This window comes from Caulobacter sp. FV2ye17ST (genome assembly GCF_058680955.1).
In genome coordinates this window covers 1,327,578-1,347,001 of sequence record NZ_CM178727.1, presented here as the reverse complement: position 1 = coordinate 1,347,001, position 19,424 = coordinate 1,327,578, and the positions used below count along the sequence as shown (strand labels likewise).

14 protein-coding genes are annotated in these 19,424 nt (G+C 66.8%); 7 read left to right on the top strand and 7 right to left on the bottom strand.

What is annotated here, in order from left to right:
* Nucleotides 1-21 precede the first annotated feature (21 nt).
* Nucleotides 22-2,472, top strand: a complete 2,451-nt coding sequence (locus tag ACW17V_RS06440) for a ligase-associated DNA damage response DEXH box helicase (protein WP_492108032.1) — start codon at nt 22-24, stop codon at nt 2,470-2,472.
* Nucleotides 2,469-3,176, top strand: coding sequence for a ligase-associated DNA damage response endonuclease PdeM (gene pdeM, locus ACW17V_RS06435; protein ID WP_492108031.1), 708 nt, complete (start codon nt 2,469-2,471; stop codon nt 3,174-3,176). The genes ACW17V_RS06440 and pdeM overlap by 4 nt, the downstream gene beginning before the upstream one ends.
* A gap of 3 nt (nt 3,177-3,179) precedes the next feature.
* On the opposite strand, the gene ACW17V_RS06430 is transcribed toward pdeM, so the two are convergent.
* Nucleotides 3,180-3,641: a DUF3429 domain-containing protein gene (locus ACW17V_RS06430; protein WP_492108030.1), complete on the bottom strand. Its 462-nt coding sequence runs from the start codon at nt 3,639-3,641 to the stop codon at nt 3,180-3,182.
* Nucleotides 3,642-3,780: 139 nt separating this feature from the next.
* The gene (locus ACW17V_RS06425) at nt 3,781-6,732 is read right to left on the bottom strand and encodes an SEL1-like repeat protein (protein ID WP_492108029.1); all 2,952 of its coding nucleotides are present in this window, start codon (nt 6,730-6,732) and stop codon (nt 3,781-3,783) included.
* Between the two features lie 210 nt (nt 6,733-6,942).
* Here ACW17V_RS06425 and ACW17V_RS06420 point away from each other — a divergent pair, with 210 nt between their 5' ends.
* Nucleotides 6,943-7,158: a hypothetical protein gene (locus ACW17V_RS06420; RefSeq protein WP_419254865.1), complete on the top strand. Its 216-nt coding sequence runs from the start codon at nt 6,943-6,945 to the stop codon at nt 7,156-7,158.
* On the opposite strand, the gene ACW17V_RS06415 is transcribed toward ACW17V_RS06420, so the two are convergent.
* The gene (locus ACW17V_RS06415; RefSeq protein ID WP_492108028.1) at nt 7,155-8,795 is read right to left on the bottom strand and encodes a phosphatidylglycerol lysyltransferase domain-containing protein; all 1,641 of its coding nucleotides are present in this window, start codon (nt 8,793-8,795) and stop codon (nt 7,155-7,157) included. The genes ACW17V_RS06420 and ACW17V_RS06415 overlap by 4 nt on opposite strands.
* Nucleotides 8,796-8,990: 195 nt before the next feature.
* Between ACW17V_RS06415 and ACW17V_RS06410 the strand changes: the two genes are divergently transcribed.
* The 4 genes from ACW17V_RS06410 (at nt 8,991) to ACW17V_RS06395 (ending at nt 12,785) form a co-directional block, all read left to right on the top strand.
* Entirely contained in the window at nt 8,991-10,196 is a 1,206-nt protein-coding gene (locus ACW17V_RS06410) for an acyl-CoA dehydrogenase family protein (RefSeq protein ID WP_492108027.1), read from the top strand.
* Nucleotides 10,197-10,199: 3 nt separating this feature from the next.
* Nucleotides 10,200-10,811 carry a 2-hydroxychromene-2-carboxylate isomerase gene (locus tag ACW17V_RS06405; RefSeq protein WP_492108026.1) on the top strand — a complete coding sequence of 204 codons (612 nt, stop codon included), beginning with the start codon at nt 10,200-10,202 and terminating at the stop codon, nt 10,809-10,811.
* A 1-nt stretch (nt 10,812) separates the two neighbouring features.
* A complete protein-coding gene (locus ACW17V_RS06400; protein WP_492108025.1) occupies nt 10,813-11,946 on the top strand; it encodes an acyl-CoA dehydrogenase family protein in 1,134 nt (377 codons plus the stop codon).
* Between the two features lie 140 nt (nt 11,947-12,086).
* A complete protein-coding gene (locus tag ACW17V_RS06395) occupies nt 12,087-12,785 on the top strand; it encodes an SH3 domain-containing protein (protein ID WP_492108024.1) in 699 nt (232 codons plus the stop codon).
* 257 nt (nt 12,786-13,042) lie between these two features.
* Here ACW17V_RS06395 and pyk read toward each other — a convergent pair whose 3' ends face one another.
* The 4 genes from pyk to glk form a co-directional block, all read right to left on the bottom strand.
* Nucleotides 13,043-14,473, bottom strand: a complete 1,431-nt coding sequence (pyk, locus tag ACW17V_RS06390; RefSeq protein WP_492108023.1) for a pyruvate kinase — start codon at nt 14,471-14,473, stop codon at nt 13,043-13,045.
* A gap of 22 nt (nt 14,474-14,495) precedes the next feature.
* Nucleotides 14,496-16,958 (bottom strand): glycoside hydrolase family 3 protein, encoded by a 2,463-nt coding sequence (locus ACW17V_RS06385; protein ID WP_492108022.1) that lies wholly within the window; start codon nt 16,956-16,958, stop codon nt 14,496-14,498.
* Nucleotides 16,959-17,228: 270 nt separating this feature from the next.
* Nucleotides 17,229-18,251: a LacI family DNA-binding transcriptional regulator gene (locus ACW17V_RS06380; protein WP_492108021.1), complete on the bottom strand. Its 1,023-nt coding sequence runs from the start codon at nt 18,249-18,251 to the stop codon at nt 17,229-17,231.
* Nucleotides 18,252-18,429: 178 nt separating this feature from the next.
* On the bottom strand, nt 18,430-19,419 hold the full coding sequence (glk, locus tag ACW17V_RS06375; protein ID WP_492108020.1) for a glucokinase: 990 nt from the start codon (nt 19,417-19,419) through the stop codon (nt 18,430-18,432).
* Nucleotides 19,420-19,424 lie beyond the last annotated feature (5 nt).

Sequence of the window (19,424 nt, the reverse complement as noted above, 5' to 3'; positions counted from 1 at the left end):
AACATGCTATATCGGCGAGCAATGTCAGCGGCCGCCGCCCTCCCTCCGCGCTTTCAGGACTGGTTCGCCGCGCGCGGCTGGGCGCCTCGCCCTCATCAGCTTGAGATGCTGGCCAAGGCGCGCGAGGGCAAAAGCGCCCTGCTGATCGCCCCGACCGGCGGCGGCAAGACCTTGGCGGGCTTCCTGCCCAGCCTGATCGAGCTTTCCGAACGGACGCCGCGCAATACGCCGGCCGGGGTCCACACGCTCTACATCTCGCCGCTCAAGGCCCTGGCGGTTGACGTCGAACGCAACCTGATGACGCCCATCCGCGAGATGGGCCTGAAGATCGTCGCCGAGAGCCGCACCGGCGACACGGGCGAAAGCCGCAAGGCCCGCCAGCGGATCAGGCCGCCGGACATCCTGCTGACCACGCCCGAGCAATTGGCCCTGTTCTGCGCCTGGGAAGGCGCGCGGGAATATTTCGCCGACCTCGCCTGCGTTGTCATCGACGAGGCTCACGCCATCTGGCCCTCCAAGCGCGGCGACCTGCTGGCGCTGCATCTGGCGCGCCTGCAGCAGTTCGCGCCGAACCTGCGGCGCGTGGGGCTGTCGGCGACCGTGGATGATCCTGGGCTGGTGCGACGATGGCTGGGCCAAGGCGGCGAAGATAGCGTGGACCTCGTCCTCGGCTCGGGCGGCGCCCAGCCCGTCGTCGAGGTGCTGGTCTCCGGCGGCCGGGTGCCGTGGGCGGGCCACACCGCCGAGCACGCTATGGCCGAGGTCTATGAGATCATCAAGAGCTCGAAGACAGCGCTCGTTTTCGTCAACACCCGCTTCCAAGCCGAGTTCGCCTTCCAGAAGCTGTGGGAGCTGAACGACGAGGGCCTGCCCATCGCCCTGCACCACGGCAGCCTGTCGGCCGAGCAAAGGCGCAAGGTCGAGTCCGCCATGGCCCGGGGCGAACTGCGGGCCGTGGTCTGCACCTCGACGCTGGACATGGGCATCGACTGGGGCGACGTTGATCTGGTCATCCAGCTGGCCGCGCCCAAGGGCGCCTCGCGCATGGTCCAGCGGATCGGTCGCGCCAATCACCGCCTTGACGAACCCAGTCGCGCCATCTTCGTGCCCGCCAGCCGTTTCGAGATGCTGGAATGCCGCGCCGCCGCCGACGCCATCCTGGAAAACCACCTCGACGGCGAACCCGAGCGCATCGGCGCCCTCGACGTACTGGCCCAGCACGTCATGGGGTGCGCTTGCTCCGAGCCCTTCGACCTCGTGGCGCTGCACGACGAGATCCGCACGGCGGGCCCCTATGCCGCCCTCTCCTGGGAAGACTTCGAGACCGTCGTCGATTTTGTCTCCACCGGTGGCTACGCCCTCAAGACCTACGACAAGTTCCGCCGCATCGTGCAGGGCCAGGACGGGCTCTGGCGGGCGCGCAACGCCCAGACCATTCAGCGGCACCGCATGAACGTGGGCACGATCGTCACGGCGGCCACGGTCAATGTTCGCATCGGCGGCGGCAAACGCCCGATGGGCGGACGCAAGGTCGGCGAAGCTGAAGAAGGCTATTTCGAGCAACTGACGCCCGGCGACACCTTCGTCTTCGCCGGACAGGTCTGGCGGTTCAACGCCATCGTGGGCGCCGACGCCTTCGTCAGCCCGGCCCCGAACGACGATCCCAAGATGCCCAGTTGGGGCGGCTCGAAATTCCCCCTTTCAACCTATCTCGCCAGCCGCGTCCGCACGATGATGCACGACGAGCGCGAGTGGACCGCCCTGCCCCCGGATGTCCAGGAGTGGCTGGCCTGGCAGAAGGTGCGTTCAGCCCTGCCGGGCGAGCACGAGATGCTGCTGGAGACCTTCCCGCGCGGGAAGCGGTTCCACATGGTCTGCTATCCGTTCGATGGGCGCATAGCCCACACGACACTGGCCATGCTGCTGACGCGCCGGCTGGATCGGCTGGGCGTCGGGCCGCTGGGTTTCGTCTGCAACGACTACGCCCTGAACATCTGGTCGCTGAAGCCGATGGACGATCTGGACCTCGACGATCTGTTCGATCAGGACATGCTGGGCGACGACCTCGAGGCCTGGCTGGAGGAAAGCTTCATGATGAAGCGGTCCTTCAAGGCCTGCGCGCTGATCGCCGGCCTGATCGAGCGACGCTATCCCGGCGAGGAGAAGTCCGGCCGGCAGGTGACCTTCTCGACCGATCTCATCTATGACGTCCTGCGTCGCCATCAGCCCGACCATCTGCTGTTGCGCTGCGCCCGGCAGGACGCCGCCAGCGGCCTGCTGGACGTCGCGCGACTGGGCGACATGCTGGCGCGCGTGAAGGGAAATATCCGCAATGTCAGACTGGACCGTGTCTCCCCCTTCGCCGTGCCGCTGATGCTGGAGATCGGACGCGAGCGCGCGCCCGGGGATGCGGCTGGCGAGATGATCCTGGCCGAGGCCGAGGAAGACCTGATCGCGGAGGCCATGGCTTGACCCGGTTTGAAGCCAGCGCCTGCGGCGGGCTGCGCATCGAACTGGCCGGCGCCAGCGTGATGCTGCGCGGCTCGGGCGCGCTGTGGCTGGAGGTCGAACGCACCCTGGTGGTCGCCGACCTGCACTTCGAGAAGGGCAGCAGCTATGCCGCCCGCTTTGGCCAACTGCTGCCGCCTTACGACACCCGCGAGACGCTGGATCGACTGGATCGCGAGATCGCCGCGCTCTCGCCCGCGCGCCTGATCTTCCTGGGCGACAGCTTCCATGACGGCCAGGGCGAGGGCCGGCTCGCGGCAGACGACGCCGAGCGGCTGCGCAAACTGGCGCGCGGACGGGAACTGGTCTGGGCGGTGGGCAATCACGACGAGGACGGCCCGCGCGCGCTACCGGGCGAGGTCATCGACGAAGCCTCGATCCTGGGTCTGGTTCTGCGACACGAACCCCAAGGCGGCCTGCAGCCCGGTGAAGTGGCCGGTCACCTGCACCCTGCAGCGCGGGTGTCGAGCGGCCGCGGCAGTGTGCGGCGGCGCTGTTTCGTCACGGATGGCTCGCGGCTGATCCTGCCAGCCTTTGGAGCCTATACGGGCGGGTTGAACGTCCTGGATCGGGCCTTTTCAGGCCTGTTCGGTGGCCCTGTCCTGGCGGCCGCTCTGGGGAAGCAGAAGATTCACGCGATCGGACCGCGCTCCCTGCGCCCCGACTAGGGACTACATGTGGAGGGCCTGCTCCAGCGCGAAGGCCAGCGAGATGGCGGCGCCGGAGGTGAGCAGGGTTCGCATCCGGGGCCGCCAGGCCGGGCCGTCATGGTCGGTCACGTCCCAGACCCACTGCAGCAGGAAGACCAGCAGAAAGCCCGACAATTGCCAGGCCGGCTCGAAGCGAAGTTCGCCGAGCAGAAGACCGAAGCCAGCCAGCGGAAACAGCAGCGAGAGACCCAGAACCACCCATCGCGGACTGGGATTCTCGATCTCAAGCCCCGTTCGCACACCGCCAAAATACGAGACCATCGCGGTCGAATAGGCGAGCAGCGAGACCAGGGCGCCGCTCTGCGACCCGGGAGGGCCGTAACAGAACAGGCCCGAGGCCACAAAGAAGGGTATCAGGGTCGCGAGCCCAAACACCCAAACCGCCGGCGGCGCCGGTACGCGATCCGCCACTGGCTCGCTCATGAATCAACTCCTCCGGAAGGCCGCCCCCGCGACCTTCCTTACCCCGGGCGCGACTATACCCACACGCGCCAAGAGGTCCACGGACGATATTTGCCGAATGGATTCAAGCGCCCCCGCAATGAGGTTCGCGTCGCGTCGATCAGCGCGTGTAGACCGAGAGCCGGTTCAAGGTTTCGCCGTCCAGCGCACCCGAGGACGGCAGGCCCTGGTCGCGCTGATAGGCGGCGATCGCCATGCGCAGCGCGGGAGAGGCCACGCCGTCGCGAGGACCCTGATAGTAGCCCAGCTGTGACAGCACGCGCTGGGCGGTCCCGAGTCCGGCGGAGGCCGGCGCCGCGGCGGTGCTGGTCGCCACCGAAGCGTTTATGGTCTGGGCGCGGAAGGCCATGGCCGACCGGTCGGCCGTGCGCTGGGCTTCGGCGGTCAGTTGCGGACGCAGCGCCGTGGCGCGCGCCTTCGACGTGGAGTCTCCGGCGCGGCCGGCGATCACGTACCACTTGTAGGCTTCGGCGGGGTTCTGGCTGACGCCCCAACCGCCTTCGTAAAGCTGCGCCAGGTTGAACTGGCTATCGACCAGACCCTGATCGGCGGCCTTGCGGAACCAGCTTGCGGCCGTGGTGGAGTTCTTGGCCCCGCCGTCGCCCTTGAAATAGAACAGCGCCAGATTGTGCATGGCGCGCGGGTCGCCAGCGGTGGCGGCGCGTTCGGTCCAGCGGCGGGCCTCGACGAGGTCCTTCTTCACGCCGCCCTCGCCCATCTCGTACATCTTGCCGAGATAGAACTGGGCGCGCGGCAGACCAAGATTGGCGGCCTTGCGCATGATCTCGACGCCGGAGCGATCCTTCGCCTCGATCTTGCGGACGCCTTCATCGAACAGCGCCTGAGCGTTTTCCTGCGGTGGCGCGGGCGGCGGCGGCGCGGCGTCTGTCGTGGCCGGGGTGATCAGCTGCGGCGACAGCGCGACGGCGGCGCGGGGCATACCGGGCGTCGTGTCGGCTTCCGCCGTGCGGATCTCGACCTCGGACTTGCGACCGGCGATGGATTGAGCCACCCGATCCGGCACCTGACCCTCACCATGGTCAGGCAGCAGCAGACCGGCGACACCCGCGCCCATGGCGCCGGCGACGCCGAACACCATCAAAGCCGTGGCGACCGTGGAACCGACCCGACGCTTGGGCGCCTTGGTCGAGGCCTTGGACCCAAAGCCCGCGAACAGCGAGGTGCGGGCGGGCTTGTCCTTGGTCTTCCTATCCTTCTTGGCCTTCACGTCCGCGGCGGCCGCGGCGCGAGCGGCGGCGCGGGCCTGTTCGATCACTTCGCGGGTCGACAGCGGACGCGTCGGGTCGGCGGCCTCGGGCGCCGAGAATGTCCCGAAGTCTGAGGCTGGCGCGAAGCTTTCAACGGCCTCGGAGGGCTCCTGACCGACAAAGCCGTCAGCGGCTTCATAGTCCTCGTCGTCGAAGCTGGGCGGCTCGGGATCGACCGCCGGGAAGGCGGCGACTTCGAACACAGGCGCGCGAGCCACGGGCGGGGGTGTGTTGAACACGTCCTCGTCCACGGCAGGCTCGCCACCGAAGGAGTAGCTGCTGGTCTCGAACGGCGACACCGCCGGAGCGCGAACGACTGGCGCGGGCGCAACGGCGGCAGCCTGAACCGGCGCCTCCGCCAGTTTGCGCTGGGCGTCGCTCAGGCGGGTGTCGATCTTTTCCCGCGCTTCATCGAGCATCCGCGCGGTGCGTTCTTCGCTCTGGCGGATGCGGTCGATCAGCTCCTGCGACGAGCGCTCGTGACGCTGGTTCAGGCGATCGGTGACGCGGGTGACCTGCTCGCCGACATCGTCGATGGCCAGGGCGTTGCGGCGCTCGGCGTTGCCGATGCGCTCGGCGAGCTTCTCGGTGATGCGGGCGATTTCCATGCCCAGCTTTTCCAGGGCCTGGGCCTGAACGCTGTCGGCGCGGTTCAGCTTGTGCTCGACGGTCGCGGCGATGCGAGCGACTTCGCCGCCGACCTGCTCGATGGCCGCAGCGTTGCGGCTCTCAGCGGCCTGGACGCGGCGGTTGAAGGCGTCAGCGACGCCGACCACTTCCCGGCCCATGCGCTCGATGGCCTGGGCAGAGCGTTGCTCGGCGGCCTGGACGTGCGCGGCCATCTCGCCGAGCTTCTTTTCCATGCGATCGAAACGGCCGTCGGCGCTGTCGCGCAGCTTGGTCGCCATTTCGAGGCGCGCGGCCTCCATGCGCTTGGTCAGGTCGCCGGCCAGCTGGTCGAGGCGTTCCTGAACGCCCGAAGCCGGATTGGCGCCTTCGACGGCCTGCAGCCGTCCGTCCAGCGCAGAGAAGGAAGAGCCCAGTTCACGCAGCGCCTCGGCTGTGCGCGTCTCGGCGGCCTCAAGGCGTTGACCCAAGCGTGCAACGACTTCCTCGACCAGAGCGGATGGTTCGCTGACAGCGGCCGGCTGAGAGTCGAGACGCGCCTCAAGGGCAGCGATCGCCTCGCGGGTGCGGGCTTCGCCCTCGTAGAGATGTCCGGCGACCTTGCCGAGCGCACCTTCGAGAGCGCGCAGGGCCTCGGCCGAGCGCGGACCCACGGCTTCGGCTTCCATGCGGCGAAGACGTTCAGCAGAGCGGGTCTGTTCGGTCTTGATCTCGTCGACGGCGCCCTCGAAGCGGGCGGCGACGGCGATCTGTTCGCGTTCGGACAGGGCCAGACGGCTCAGCGCGCCACGAACGGATTGATCGATGCCGGAGATGGCGGCGGCGGAACGGCCTTCAGCCGCTTCGATGCGGTGCGTCAGGCGGTCAAGAGCGATCGCCACGCGACCGACTTCGTCCGCGGGGTGTTCGGCGATCTCGATACGAGGCGGCGTGTCGCCGTCCGTGGCGATGTGAAGATAGGGTTTTGGCGAACGATCCTGGGCGCCGCCGCCAAAGGCGTCAGCGGCCGGCGCATCCGCGCCTGGGCCTTCACCCTCGATGATCATGCGGTTGAGCCACTCGCCCAACGTCATGCCGGAGCGACGCGCAAGGTCCTTTGCGACCTCACGTGCCCTGGGGTCTATCCCCTTTACGCTCCATGGCGCTGCGGCCGTCATACGAATCGTTCTCCCCGTACTTGGGGACCAACGCTAGTCACCGATTCCTAGGGTGTAAACGCGACCAAATAGCTAAATCTAGTGGGTTTGCGATTCACAAGTGGAAGAATCGGGACGCAGCTTTAACCATGTTTACCTTGGTTAAAAAGCAAGGGGGTTAACGCGGGTTAACCATTTGCCAGGCCGATTGTCGCAGGGCATGGAGGGCCCATGGACCTGCCCTTCACTGTCGCCGCCTTGGTCGTGCTGTTGATCCTCGCCGTCGTCTGCGGATGGCGTGGCGCGCGTCCGGCCAATATCCTAAAGGGCCCGCGTATGATGCCGTGGCGCCCGCTGATGATGGTCTGCGTGGTGGCGATGATGCTGCTTTTGGTCCACCTGCTGAACCTCCTGGGCATGCAAACCGGCAACCAGACGCGCTATTAGGTCGCGGGCTTTTTTGGCCGCTTCGTCAGGCCGCTGACGCCGCCCGAAGACAGCAGACCGATGTCCGCCAGCAGGAAAGGGATCGCCCACTTGCGCGGCGCGGCAATGTAGCGCGGCTGCCAGACGGGGTCGTACTTGTCCTTGTACCGGCGCACGCCCTGGAAATTGTAGATCTCTTCTCCGCGTTCATAGAGCAGACGGCCCACGCGGGACATGATCGGCGCAAGCGGACGATCCTGCAGGCCCGCCAGCGGCGCCATGCCGAACTCGAACGCCAGATAGCCTTCGTCGCGCCCCCACTGCAGGAGTTCGACGAAGAGATAGTCCATGACGTTCTTGGGCGCATCGTCGGAATAGCGCATGAGATCCATGGAGAAGGCGGACTTGTGCGCCGTCGTCCACAAGGTGGCGAAAGCGACGATCCTGCCCTCGGACCGAACCAGGGCCACCGGGAACTCGGCCACATAGCGCGGATCAAAGCCGCCCATGGAGAAGCTCTTCTCGCCACCGGCGTGATGGCTGAGCCAGGAATCAGAGATCGCCTTCAACTCCTCGATCGGAGCCTCGCCGGCCGGCAGGATTTCGAAAGCCGCTCCGCCCTCGCCCGCCTTGCGCCAGTTGCGGCGCAGAACCTCGCGGCGGCGGCCGACCAGAGAGAAGGCCGCCAGCGGTACGGCGGCGCTTTCACCCGTCTTCTGGATCGCCAAGCCCAGGTCGATGGTGTCGGGCAGGTCATTGGGACCCAGAGCATAGAAACCGGCCCGGGCCGCATGGGCGTCCGCCAGTTCACGGAAGCGCCAGAAGAGTTCCATGCGCTCGTCGCGGCGACCCACGGGAGGCCCCAGGGCAATCCAGGAGCGTCGACGCACCCCGAACATCAGGAAGCTTTCGCCCGAGGCGGAAAACAGGAAGCGCTTGTCGCCCAGCAGGGCCAGGTTCGAACCAGGCTCGGCGTCTTCGGCCTTGGCCAGGATCGCTCGAACACGATCGAACTGCGGGTCGGTGTCGTCGACCACCGGTGGCGTGGCCGGCGTCGAGATCATCCGCCAGACGCCAATGCCCAGGAGTACGATCGCGGCGGCCACAGATGAGCGGATGGCGCGGGCCGCATCTTGGTCACCCATGACCCGCATCCAGGATTTGTCGGCATACTCGGTGTGGGTGAAGACCCACCAGCCGCAGAAGGCCGCGCCGCCCAGGGCTGCCGCGGCCGAGAGCAGCCAGGCGGGCGTGATCTCCATGCGAAAGAGCGCGGCCTTGCGGGGGAAGGCTTCGTGGAAGGGCAGGATCAGCACGAAACACAGCGTCAGAAGCGCGGTCTCTTCCCAGTTCAGGCCCTTGAAAATGGCCAGAACCGCCGCTGCGCCCAGCGTGATGACCGCAGCCCACCACGCGCCGTCGAGGCGCGACCGCAGGCCAAAGGCCAGCAGCAGCAAGACAAGACCCAGGATCGACGAGACGAAGTGGCTGATCTCGATCAGCAGGTCAGGCGCGAACGCGAGAAGAAGTGCAAAGCGCGTCGGCTCGGACGGGGTCGCGCCGGATGTCAAAAGCATAACCCCGGCCGAGACGGCGAGGATGGCCGAGAGTGTCGGCGCCATCGCCAGGGCCGCCGGTCTGAATTCAGGCGCTGACATCAAGAACCCGGATCGGCGAATCCCCTGCGGGACCCCACTTGGCACTCAATATACGCCGGAACATGTGACGCGGTCGCCCGCATTGCGATAAACGATCGTTTGAATCGGCTTGCCCACCACGCCCGGTCGCGTAGTCTGGTGACGAGCGGTGTGCCCGACACGCCGAACGATGACGATCCCAAGGGAGAGACGACCATGGCCGACTTCGGTGGAACCGAACTCGACGCCTTCCGGGCCGAGACCCGCGCCTGGCTGGAAGCCAATTATCCGCCGTCGCTGCACGAGCCGATGGGTGAGGACGACGCCCCTTGGGGCGGTCGCAAGATGGTCTGGAAAAACCCGGACGCCAAGCTGTGGCTGGATCGCATGGCCGAGCGCGGCTGGACCGCGCCGATGTGGCCCAAGGAATACGGCGGCGGCGGCCTTTCCAAGGCTCAAAACAAGGTGCTGGAACAGGAGCTGCGGCGCATCAAGGCGCGCCCGGCCCTGATGAGTTTCGGCGTCTGGATGCTGGGCCCGGTGCTGCTGGAATACGCCACCGAGGAACAGAAGAAGAAGTTCATCCCCGGAATCGTGCGCGGCGAGACCCGCTGGTGCCAGGGCTACTCCGAACCCGGCGCGGGCTCTGACCTCGCGGCCCTGCAGACCAAGTGCGAAGACAAGGGCGATCACTATCTGATCAACGGCCAGAAGGTCTGGACCAGCTATGCCGACCAGGCTGACTGGATCTTCTGCCTGGTGCGCACCGACACCACCAAGAAGCACGAGGGCATCTCGTTCGTGCTGTTCGACATGACCACGCCGGGCGTCGATCCGCGCCCGATCAAGCTGATCAGCGGCTCCTCGCCCTTCTGCGAGACCTTCTTCGACAATGTGACGGTCCCCAAGGACCAACTGGTCGGCAAGCTGAACGGCGGCTGGGACATCGCCAAGCGGCTTCTCCAGTACGAGCGCCAGAACATCTCGGCCAGCGGCTTCGGCGGCGGCGGCGGGCTCGACCTGGTCGATGTGGCCAAGAAGGAGATCGGCGTCGACGAAAGTGGTCGTCTCGCCGACGGCGACCTGCGCGCCCGCATCGCCGCCCACCGCATGGACGCCCATGCCTTCGCGCTGACGGTGCGTCGGGCCGAGCAGGAGTCGAAGACCGGCAAGGGGCCCAGCGCCGCCGTCTCGATCATCAAGTACGCCGCCGCCAAGATGAACCAGGAGCGCTACGAGCTGATGGTCGAGGCCATGGGCCTGCAGGGCCTGGGCTGGGAAGGCGAAGGCTTCAGCAAGGACGAACTGAACGTCACGCGCGGCATGCTGCGCTCGAAGGGCAATTCGATCGAGGGCGGCACCAGCGAGGTCAACCTCAATGTCGTCGCCAAGCGCGTGCTCGGCCTGCTGGACCACCAATAGCCGATGCTGACCTTCTGGTACGAGTTCGCCTCGACCTACTCCTACCCGGCGGCCATGCGCATCGAGCGACTGGCCGCCGAGGCCGGGGTTGCGGTCGCCTGGCGGCCTCTACTGATCGGACCGCTGTTTCACGAACAGCAGGGCCTGACCGACAGTCCCTTCAACAGCTTCCCGGTCAAGGGCGCCTATATGTGGCGCGACCTGCAGCGGGTCTGCGATCGCGAAGGCCTGCCGCTGGTCCGTCCCAGCCAGTTCCCGCGCAACGGCATGCTGGCGGCGCGTGTCGCCATCGTCGGGCTGGAAGACGGCTGGACGCCGGCCTTCAGCCAGGCGGTCTATCAGGCCAATTTCGTCGACGACCAGGACATCAGCGACCCCGCCGTCCTTGCCCCGCTGATCGCGGCGGTGGGCGCGGGCCCCGAGCATGTGCTGGCCGCCGCGGCGAGCGATCCGGTCAAGGCTCGTCTCAAGGATCACGTCGCCGAAGCCCGCCGCCTGGGCGTGTTCGGCGCGCCCAGTTTCGTCACCGCCGACGGCGAGCTCTTCTGGGGCAACGACCGTCTAGAACAGGCCCTGGAATGGGCCGTCCATCATCAATCGAGGGAGCACGCCTGACATGGCCGTCCTGACCGAAGAACAGACCATGCTGCGCGACGCGGCCAAAGGCTGGACCACCGACAGCGCCCCCGTCGGCGCCCTGCGCAAACTGCGCGACAGCAAGTCCGGCGCAAGCTTCGACCCCGCCGCCTGGTCGGAAATGGGCCAGATGGGCTGGGCCGGCGTCGTCGTTCCCGAAGAGCACAATGGCTCGGCCTTCGGCTATCTGGGTCTGGGTCTGGTGCTGGAAGAGACCGGGCGCAACCTGGTGGCCTCTCCCCTGCTCTCCACCGCCCTGATCGCCGCCTCCGCCCTGAACCTGGCGGGTACCGACGCCCAGAAGGCCGCCTGGCTCGACAAGATCGCCCTGGGCGGAGCGGTCGCCACCCTGGCCGTGGACGAGACCTCTCACCACGCCCCCGCCCGCACCGCGCTGGCGGCGACCAAGGCGGGCGACGGCTTTGTCCTGAACGGCGCCAAGACCTTCGTGATCGACGGCGAAGCGGCCGACCTGCTGATCGTCGCGGCGCGCACCAGCGGCAAGCCTGGCGACACCGACGGCCTGACGCTGTTCCTCGTGCCCGGCGACGCGTCTGGCGTGACCCGAACGCACCTGGCCCTGGCGGACTCGCGCGGCGCGGCGCAGATCACCTTCAAGGACGTGTCAGTGGGCGCCGACGCTGTACTGGGCGAAGTCGACAAGGGCTGGGCGGTGCTGGAGCCGACCCTGGATCGCGCCTATGCCGGCCTCGCCGCCGAAATGCTCGGCACGGCGAACGCCGCCTTCGAGATCACGCTGGAGTACCTCAAGACCCGCACCCAGTTTGGCCAACTCATCGGCGCTTTTCAGGCCCTGCAACACCGGGCGGCCAAGCTGTTTACCGACCTTGAGACCACCCGCTCCTGCGTCGAGGCCGCGCTTGAGGCCATCGACGCCGGCGGCGACACCCGCGCCCTGGCTTCGCTCGCCAAGGCCAAGGCCTGCGACGTGTTGCACCTGGCTTCCAACGAGATGGTTCAGATGCATGGCGGGATCGGCATGACCGACGCTCACGATTCCGGCCTCTACATGAAGCGCGCACGCGTCGCCGAGGCGCTGCTTGGCGGCGCTTCGTTCCATCGTGACCGCTACGCACGCCTGCAAGGTTTTTGATCCGATCCAGGTCGCCCATCCCCCCTGAACTGGGGATGGGCGGCGCTCCCCACCGCCGCATATCGTTGTTCGCTACAACGGATCGATGCTCGGCGCGGATCATGCGCGCCGGATCGCCCGGCGTTTTGGGGAAGATTTTCATGACGATCGACAACAAGAAAACGGCACGCTTGGTCCGGGCCATCAGTGCGAGCTTGGCCATAACCGCAGCCTTGGCGACCGGCGGCGCCGCAAGCGCACAGATGCAGATGACCCAGGGTAGCGACGCGACCCTGACGTGCGAGCAGCTCGCGGCCGAGGTCGCTCGCATGGACCAGGCGATGGTCCTCGCCAACAACGCTATCGCCGGCGCAGACGGCGCCGCGCGCGCCGCGGACATGGGCGCCAGCCTGGGCATGGAAGCGGCGCTGCGCAGCGGCGCCTTGACCAAGATGCCAGGCTTGGGTCGCTTCGCCAGTCTGGCGGCTTCCGCCGCCAAACAAGCCGCGGCGAGCAAGGCCGAACAGGGCGCTCAGAACATCCAGATCGCGCAGCAGCGCCGCGCCATCATGTCCGGCCTGTACCAAGGCCGCGCCTGCGGTTCCGCGCCGGTCGCGACGCCGGTCTCCATGACCATGACCACCACGACCACGGCCGCTCCGGCCGCACCCGCCTCGCTGGCGGCGACCCAGGACGTCTCCCTGCGCGTCTCGGCCGCGCCGACCGCCGCCATTGTCGGCACGGTCAAGACCGGCGGCGCGATCTATCCCACCGGAAACCGGAACGGCGTGTGGATGGAAGTCGATGACGAAAACGGCGCGCGGGGCTGGATGTCCTCCGCCTTCGCCAAGCCGCGCTAGGGTTTGCCCTGACCTGTCCCGTACGGGTCAGAGCAAGCGCGCATGGGACCAAGCCGGATCCACCCCGGACCAGATCCGACCTGGAGCGCCGGAACCGCCATCCGTGTCGCTGGCTCTTCCTTGCGATTTCGCTGTCGCAAGGAAGGCCCCCATGTTCACTCCAGGGGCGGTCATCAATGAGGGCCTGGGTCACGACGTGACCCATCTTTCGACCTGTAGAGCCGATCCTTGACGCCGTCTAACGCTGTGGAAGGTTGCTAGCGCTTGCGGATGGGAAGCGGCGCGTGGGCCAGTCGCAGCAGATTGGCGGCGCCCGGCGCGCCAAACGGCGTACCCGCCACGATCAACAGACGCTCGCCGGGCGCCACCAGTCCAAGTTCCAGCGCGCGGCTGGCGGCGTCGGTGGTGACGACCTCAAGGCTGTCGGGTTGGGCGCTGACCCGGGGTTCGACGCCCCAGACCAGGGTCATGCGGCGCACGGCGTTGATTTCGGGCGACAGCGCCAGGACCGGCTGCAGCGGACGCTCGCGCGCCAGACGACGGGCGGTGGCGCCGGTGGTGGTGAAGGCTACCAGGCACTTGGTCGAGCCGGCCTTGGCGGCGCCGGCCGCGGCGACCACCAGAACATCGGCGTCGTCGTCTTGATGTGGCTGCTCGGCCTGCATCAGCTCAGGCCAGCGCGGATCACGCTCAACGCGCTCGATGATGCGGTTCATCATCGAGACGGATTCTTCGGGATAATCGCCGGCGGCGGACTCAGCCGACAGCATGACCGCGTCGGCGCCTTCATAGACCGCGTTGGCGACATCCGAAGCTTCCGCCCGCGTGGGGGTGGGCGAGCTGGTCATGGATTCCAGCATCTGGGTCGCGACGATTACGGGGATGCCGCGCTCGCGCGCCGCGCGCAGGATAATCTTCTGGGCGACCGGCACCTCTTCGGGCGCCATCTCGACGCCCAGATCACCTCGCGCGACCATCACGCCGTCGCAAAGGTCCATGATCGCGCCCAGGCATTCCAACGCCTGCGGCTTTTCGATTTTGGCCAAAACAGCAGCGCGACCTTCGACGATGCGGCGGAGCTCGGCCATATCTTCCGGAGCCTGCACGAACGAAAGCGCGATCCAGTCGACGCCGAGGCGCAGGGCAAAGGCCAGGTCCTCTCGGTCCTTCGGTGTCAGCGGCGACATGGGGATGACGACGTCCGGGACCGCCACGCCCTTGCGCTCCGACAGCTTGCCGCCATTGACAACCTTGGTGTTGGCATAGCCGGGGCCGGCGTCGGTGACCGTCATCCGCAGCTTGCCGTCATCCAGCAGCAGGGTGGCGCCGGGGCGCATGGCCACCAGGATTTCCGGATGCGGCAGGCAAACGCGCGTCTCATCACCGGGCGTGGGATCGTCGTCGAAGCGGAACGCTTGGCCAGCCTTCAGCTGCACCGGCCCATTGGCGAACTTTCCGACGCGCAGCTTGGGACCTTGCAGGTCGGCCAGAATACCCAGCGGCCGACCGACGATGGGCTCTGCCGCCCGGATCGCGGCATAGACGGCGGCATGGGTTTCATGCGCGCCGTGGCTGAAGTTCAGGCGGAAGACGTCCGCCCCGGCCTTGGCCAGGGTGATGATCATCTCCGGCGAACTGGATGCCGGGCCAATGGTGGCCACGATGCGGGAACGACGCGCGCGGATCATGCGGCCGCTCCTTTTGCTGGGGTCAAGGGCAGACGGCGTCGCCCTCGTTGGAAGCGAGCCGGATCTCGGTGAAGGCCAGAGAGAACCGTCCTGTCGTCGACAGAGCAAAGGGGGACGAAACATGCTCCATGTCCGCGCCTTTGGCCTTGAAACAGGAAAGCTTGATCTTGGCCGTCCGCCATTCGCCGATTTTCGCACCTGAGAAAGTTGACGTTACGTCTACCTCCGCACCACAGGATTCGCCACAGCCGATCGCCAGGGTAACCGGTTTCTCTGGGGCCGCGTCGACCCGGTAGCGAATGGCGATGGCCATGTCCCCGGTTGTCTGACGGGACAGGTCCACGGGCTGGCCCAGAACCGTCAGGGTGCCCCTGCCCTCGCCGCTCCATTCGGCCAGGCGCGCATTCTCCTGCGCGCCCGCGTCGATGGGCTTCAAGGCCAACGAGCCACCCACGTTCAGGGTCCATGGCGGCGGAGCCCTGCCACCGATGAAGTAGCGGTCGACATTGACCGCCGCAGAGACCACGCCTGGATCTTCCGAAAGCTGCGCGACCTTGCCGGGCTTGGCGTAGCTGAGGCCATAGCCATAGGCGAACTGGGGATCATAGCCGGCGTCGCCGCGGTTCAACGGAACCTGATTGGCGCGCCGGGGCCAGGAGAACGAGAGCGTTCCCTGGAAGTCCTTGCGCGGCTTGCCGGCCTTGTCACCGACCAGCACATCGGCCACCCCGCCGCCTTCGCTGCCCGGCAGCCAGGCGGCGACGAAAGCGTCGGCGGCGTTGATCTCGGGATTGGTCCACAGCGGGCGGCCACTCAGGAACACGGCGACCACCGGAATGCCCTGCGCCTTCAGCTTCTGGATCAACGCCAGGTCAGTCTTGTCGCCCGGCTGGTATTCCAGATTCGTCACGTCGCCCTGGAACTCGGCATAGGGGTTCTCGCCGAACACCACGACCGCAACATCGGGCTTGTCCTTGAATGCGCCATCCCTGGCCAGTTCGGTCTGGCCGCCGCCGGCCTTCACGGCCTCGGCAATACCGGCATAGATGGATTGGCCGCCCGGGAAGTCGCTGTTCTTGTTGCCCGTGCCCTGCCAGGTCAGGGTCCAGCCGCCGGCCTGCTTGCCGATGTCGTCGGCGCCGTCGCCTGCGACCAGCACCCTCGCCGAGCTCCTGATCGGCAGGACGCCCTGATTCTTCAGCAAAACGAGTGACTTGCGAACAGCCTCTCGCGCCACGGCCCGGTGCTCTGGCGCTCCCAGCAGCTCGAACTTGCCTTCGAGAGGTCGCTTGCCCCCGAACAGGCCCGCCTTGACCTTGACGCGCAGGACTCGGCGCACGGCGTCGTCCAGCCGCGCCATCGGGATCGTGCCATCCTTCACCTGGGCCAGGGTGTTTTCGAACAGGCCCTTCCAGCTGTCGGGCGCCATGACCATGTCCATCCCGGCGACATAAGCCTGCGGACAGTTGGTGTTGGTGCAGCCCTCGACCTGACCATGGGCGTTCCAGTCGCCGACCACGAAGCCCTCGAAGCCCATCTTGCCCTTGAGGACATCGGTCTGAAGGCTCTTGTTGCCGGTATGCTTGACGCCGTTCCAGCTGGAAAACGAGACCATCACGGTGAGGATGCCGGCGTCGATGGCTGGCGGATAGCCCTGGGCGTGGAGCCGGATGAGGTCCTGCTCGGAAATCAGGGCGTCGCCCTGGTCCTTGCCACCCTCGGTGCCGCCGTCGGCCAGGAAGTGTTTTGCCGAACCGACCACATGGTTGGTGGCCAGAGGTTGTCCGGACTTCAGAACCCCCTGCAGACCCAGGGTCATGGGACCGGCAAATGTCCTCACCACCTCTGGATCTTCAGCATAGCCTTCATAGGCCCGGCCCCAGCGCTCGTCGCGCGGCACGGCCACGGTAGGGCCGAAAGTCCAGTCGGCGCCGGTCGCGGCGACCTCGGCGGCGGTGACCTCGCCGATCCGGCGGATCAGATCCGGGTCGCGCGTCGCTCCCAGGCCCACATTGTGCGGAAACACCGTCGCACCGACGATGTTGTTGTGACCATGCACGGCGTCGATGCCGAAGATGATCGGGATCGCATTGTGGCCGTCACGCTTCTCCAGCGCCACGGCGCGATAGGCCCTGATCCAGTCCAACCACTTTGCCGGCGCGGCGCGGTCGTCACCACCTGGCGCGGTGTTTCCGCCGGCCTCGACTGAACCCAGCGGATATTTCCGCAGCTCGTCCGGCGTAATCGAGGCGCCGTCGGCCTGGATGGTCTGCCCTACCTTTTCCTCCAGGCTCATGCGCGACATCAGCTCGGTGATGAAGGCCTCGGTCCTGGTGTCGGTGATCGCCTTGGGGCTGGCCGCCTTGGGCCAGAGTTCGGGATGCGCCACCGCCGACGGCGTTTGGGCAAACGCCGCGCCGCCGAGGCATCCGGCCACCAGAAGCGCGAGGACCGAGGTGTGGGCAGAACGGTGACAAGCGAACATGAAACTTCCCGTGGTGTGCGGAGCCGACGCAGAGAGCCGACAGACATAAAAGGCTCGACGCAGCGCGCAGGTGCGCCGCGTCGAGAAGGACGCGCCTAGACGTCCCCAACAGGCGACGTCGACCGGCGACAAGCGCGGTCCGGCGAAATGATCGGTGAGATCAGGGTCTCCTCCAGACGCCGCTTGAGAGCGACGTTCTTGCTTGAAGGCATGACACCGCAATCAGACAGCGCTGTCAACTATGATGATCCGACTGATCCTCTGGTGGAGCTAGCTTGCCGCCGGCCCCGTGGATTCGCGGACCACCAGTTCAAAATCCAACAGCTTCGAGGGGGGAAGCTCACCGTCCTCCCACGACACGCCGTTCAGCAGCATGTCAGCCGCCGCTCCCGCCATCGCGGCGATCGGCTGGCGGACGGTGGTCAGCTGCGGCCAGACAACCTTGGCGCCGGGCGTATCGTCGAAGCCGGCCACGGACAGGGTTTCGGGCACATTGAGGCGCAGGCGGTTGGCGACCGCCATCACGCCCAGCGCCATGTCGTCGTTGCTGGCAAAGACGGCGGTGGGCCGGTCCTCGCTGGTCAGCAGCCGTTCGGCCGCCTCAAAGCCTGAGCGGAACGAGAAATAGCCCTGCTCTACCCGCTCGGGCCGAACGCTGAGGCCGCTATCGGCCATCGCGGCCATGAAGCCCTCATGGCGCAAATGCGAGGCGCCGTGATCGGGGTGGCCGATGATGAAGCCGATATCGCGGTGACCCAGACCGATCAGGTGCTTGGTCATCTCATAGGCGGCCAGCCGATCGTCCATGCCGACCCGGGCCGAACGATCCAGGTCGCTGCCGGGCGAGATGCGCACATACGGCACCTGTTCCCGCTCCAGCGCCGCCAGCACAACAGGATGGTCACAGACCGGCGCGGTGAGGATGACACCGTCCATCCTAAGGGTCGCCAGCATCGGCGCGACCTGGTCTTCGACATTGTCGGCGGTGGAATCGAGCGGTTCTACGATGAGGTGATAGCCCTCCTCCCGACACCGCGCGATGGCGCCGAGCTGCACATCGGTGATGTAGCCGGGGCTGGGATTGTCGAAGAAGACGCCGATCAGATAGGCCTTCGATCCCGCCAGGCTGCGGGCCGAGATATTGGGGCGATAGTGCAACGCCGCCACAGCCGCCTGCACCCGATCGCGGGTGTCGGCCTTGACGTTGGGTTCGCGATTCAGGACGCGCGAGACAGTCTTGATCGAGACGCCCGACTGCCGGGCGACGTCATGGATCGTGATCTTCGAGCTCAATTCCACCCCTCGCCCTAGAGCCTTTTTGGGGCTCTAAATCATGCTTGGAGCGTGGCAGACGCCGAAACCGGCGCCCACTTTCGGTTGCCACGCTCGCCGATTCATTCGGCTTGGCAGGCAATAAGCCATGACAGCCTTGTCATGGCGAGCCCTCCCGCGCGCTTAAGGGAAACCCGGTTCAGGAGATCGAGGCTCGTCCGTCTGGCGTCATGGCCACCGCCGCCCCTATCAAGGCGGTATGCGGATGCAGGATCACATGGGTCGGGATGGACTTCATGTAGTCGACGAACCGACCCTTGGCCTCGAACCGCTCACGGAACGGGCCCTTCTCCAGCAGGTCGATGATCTTGGGGCCGACGCCGCCAGCGATGAAAACGCCTCCGCGAGCACCCAGCGCCAGGGCTAGGTCCCCCGCCGTGGAGCCGAGGACGGCGCAGAAGCGGTTCACGGTCGCCAGGCTGTCAGCGCAGCCTTCCAGGGCGCGCTCGGTAATCTGCTTGGCCTCCAGGGGAGCGACCTCACGCCCTTCGGCGTCGCCCAGGGCTACGTGGAGATCTTCCATGCCCGGACCCGACAGGATCCGCTCAACAGAAACCCGGCCATATTTCTTGGCCAGCAGCCGCAGGATCTCGATCTCGACTTCGTCGGTCGGCGCGAAAGCGATATGGCCGCCCTCGGTGGTGAGGGGCGTATCAACGCCGTGGCGACGCGCCATGCCGGCGACGCCAAAGCCGGTGCCCGGACCCAGAATGGCCAGATCTCCCTCGCCGGAGGTCGGCAGCGGGCCGATCTGGCGCAGATCCTTGGGTGACAGACGGGGGGCGGCCAGGGCCTGGGCGGTGAAATCGTTGATCAGCGTGGCCTGCCGGAAACCGCCAGCGCGGCGCAGGCTGTCCTCGGAGATCCGCCAGTCAAGATTGGTCATGTGGACCGAGCCATGCTCAATCGGACCCGCGACGGCGACCACCGCCTGATCGGGATGCTTGACCCCGACCTTGTGCAGGTACTCTTCGATGGCGTCTTCGGCCTTGGCGTAGTCCTCGCCCTTGTAGGTGGTCGGCTCGATCAGGCGCGGATCAGGCCCGTCGAATTCCACCAGGGCGAAACGCGCGTTGGTTCCGCCGATGTCGCCGACTAGGCCAAGCCCGCCGCCATTCAAGCCGCTCATCTAAA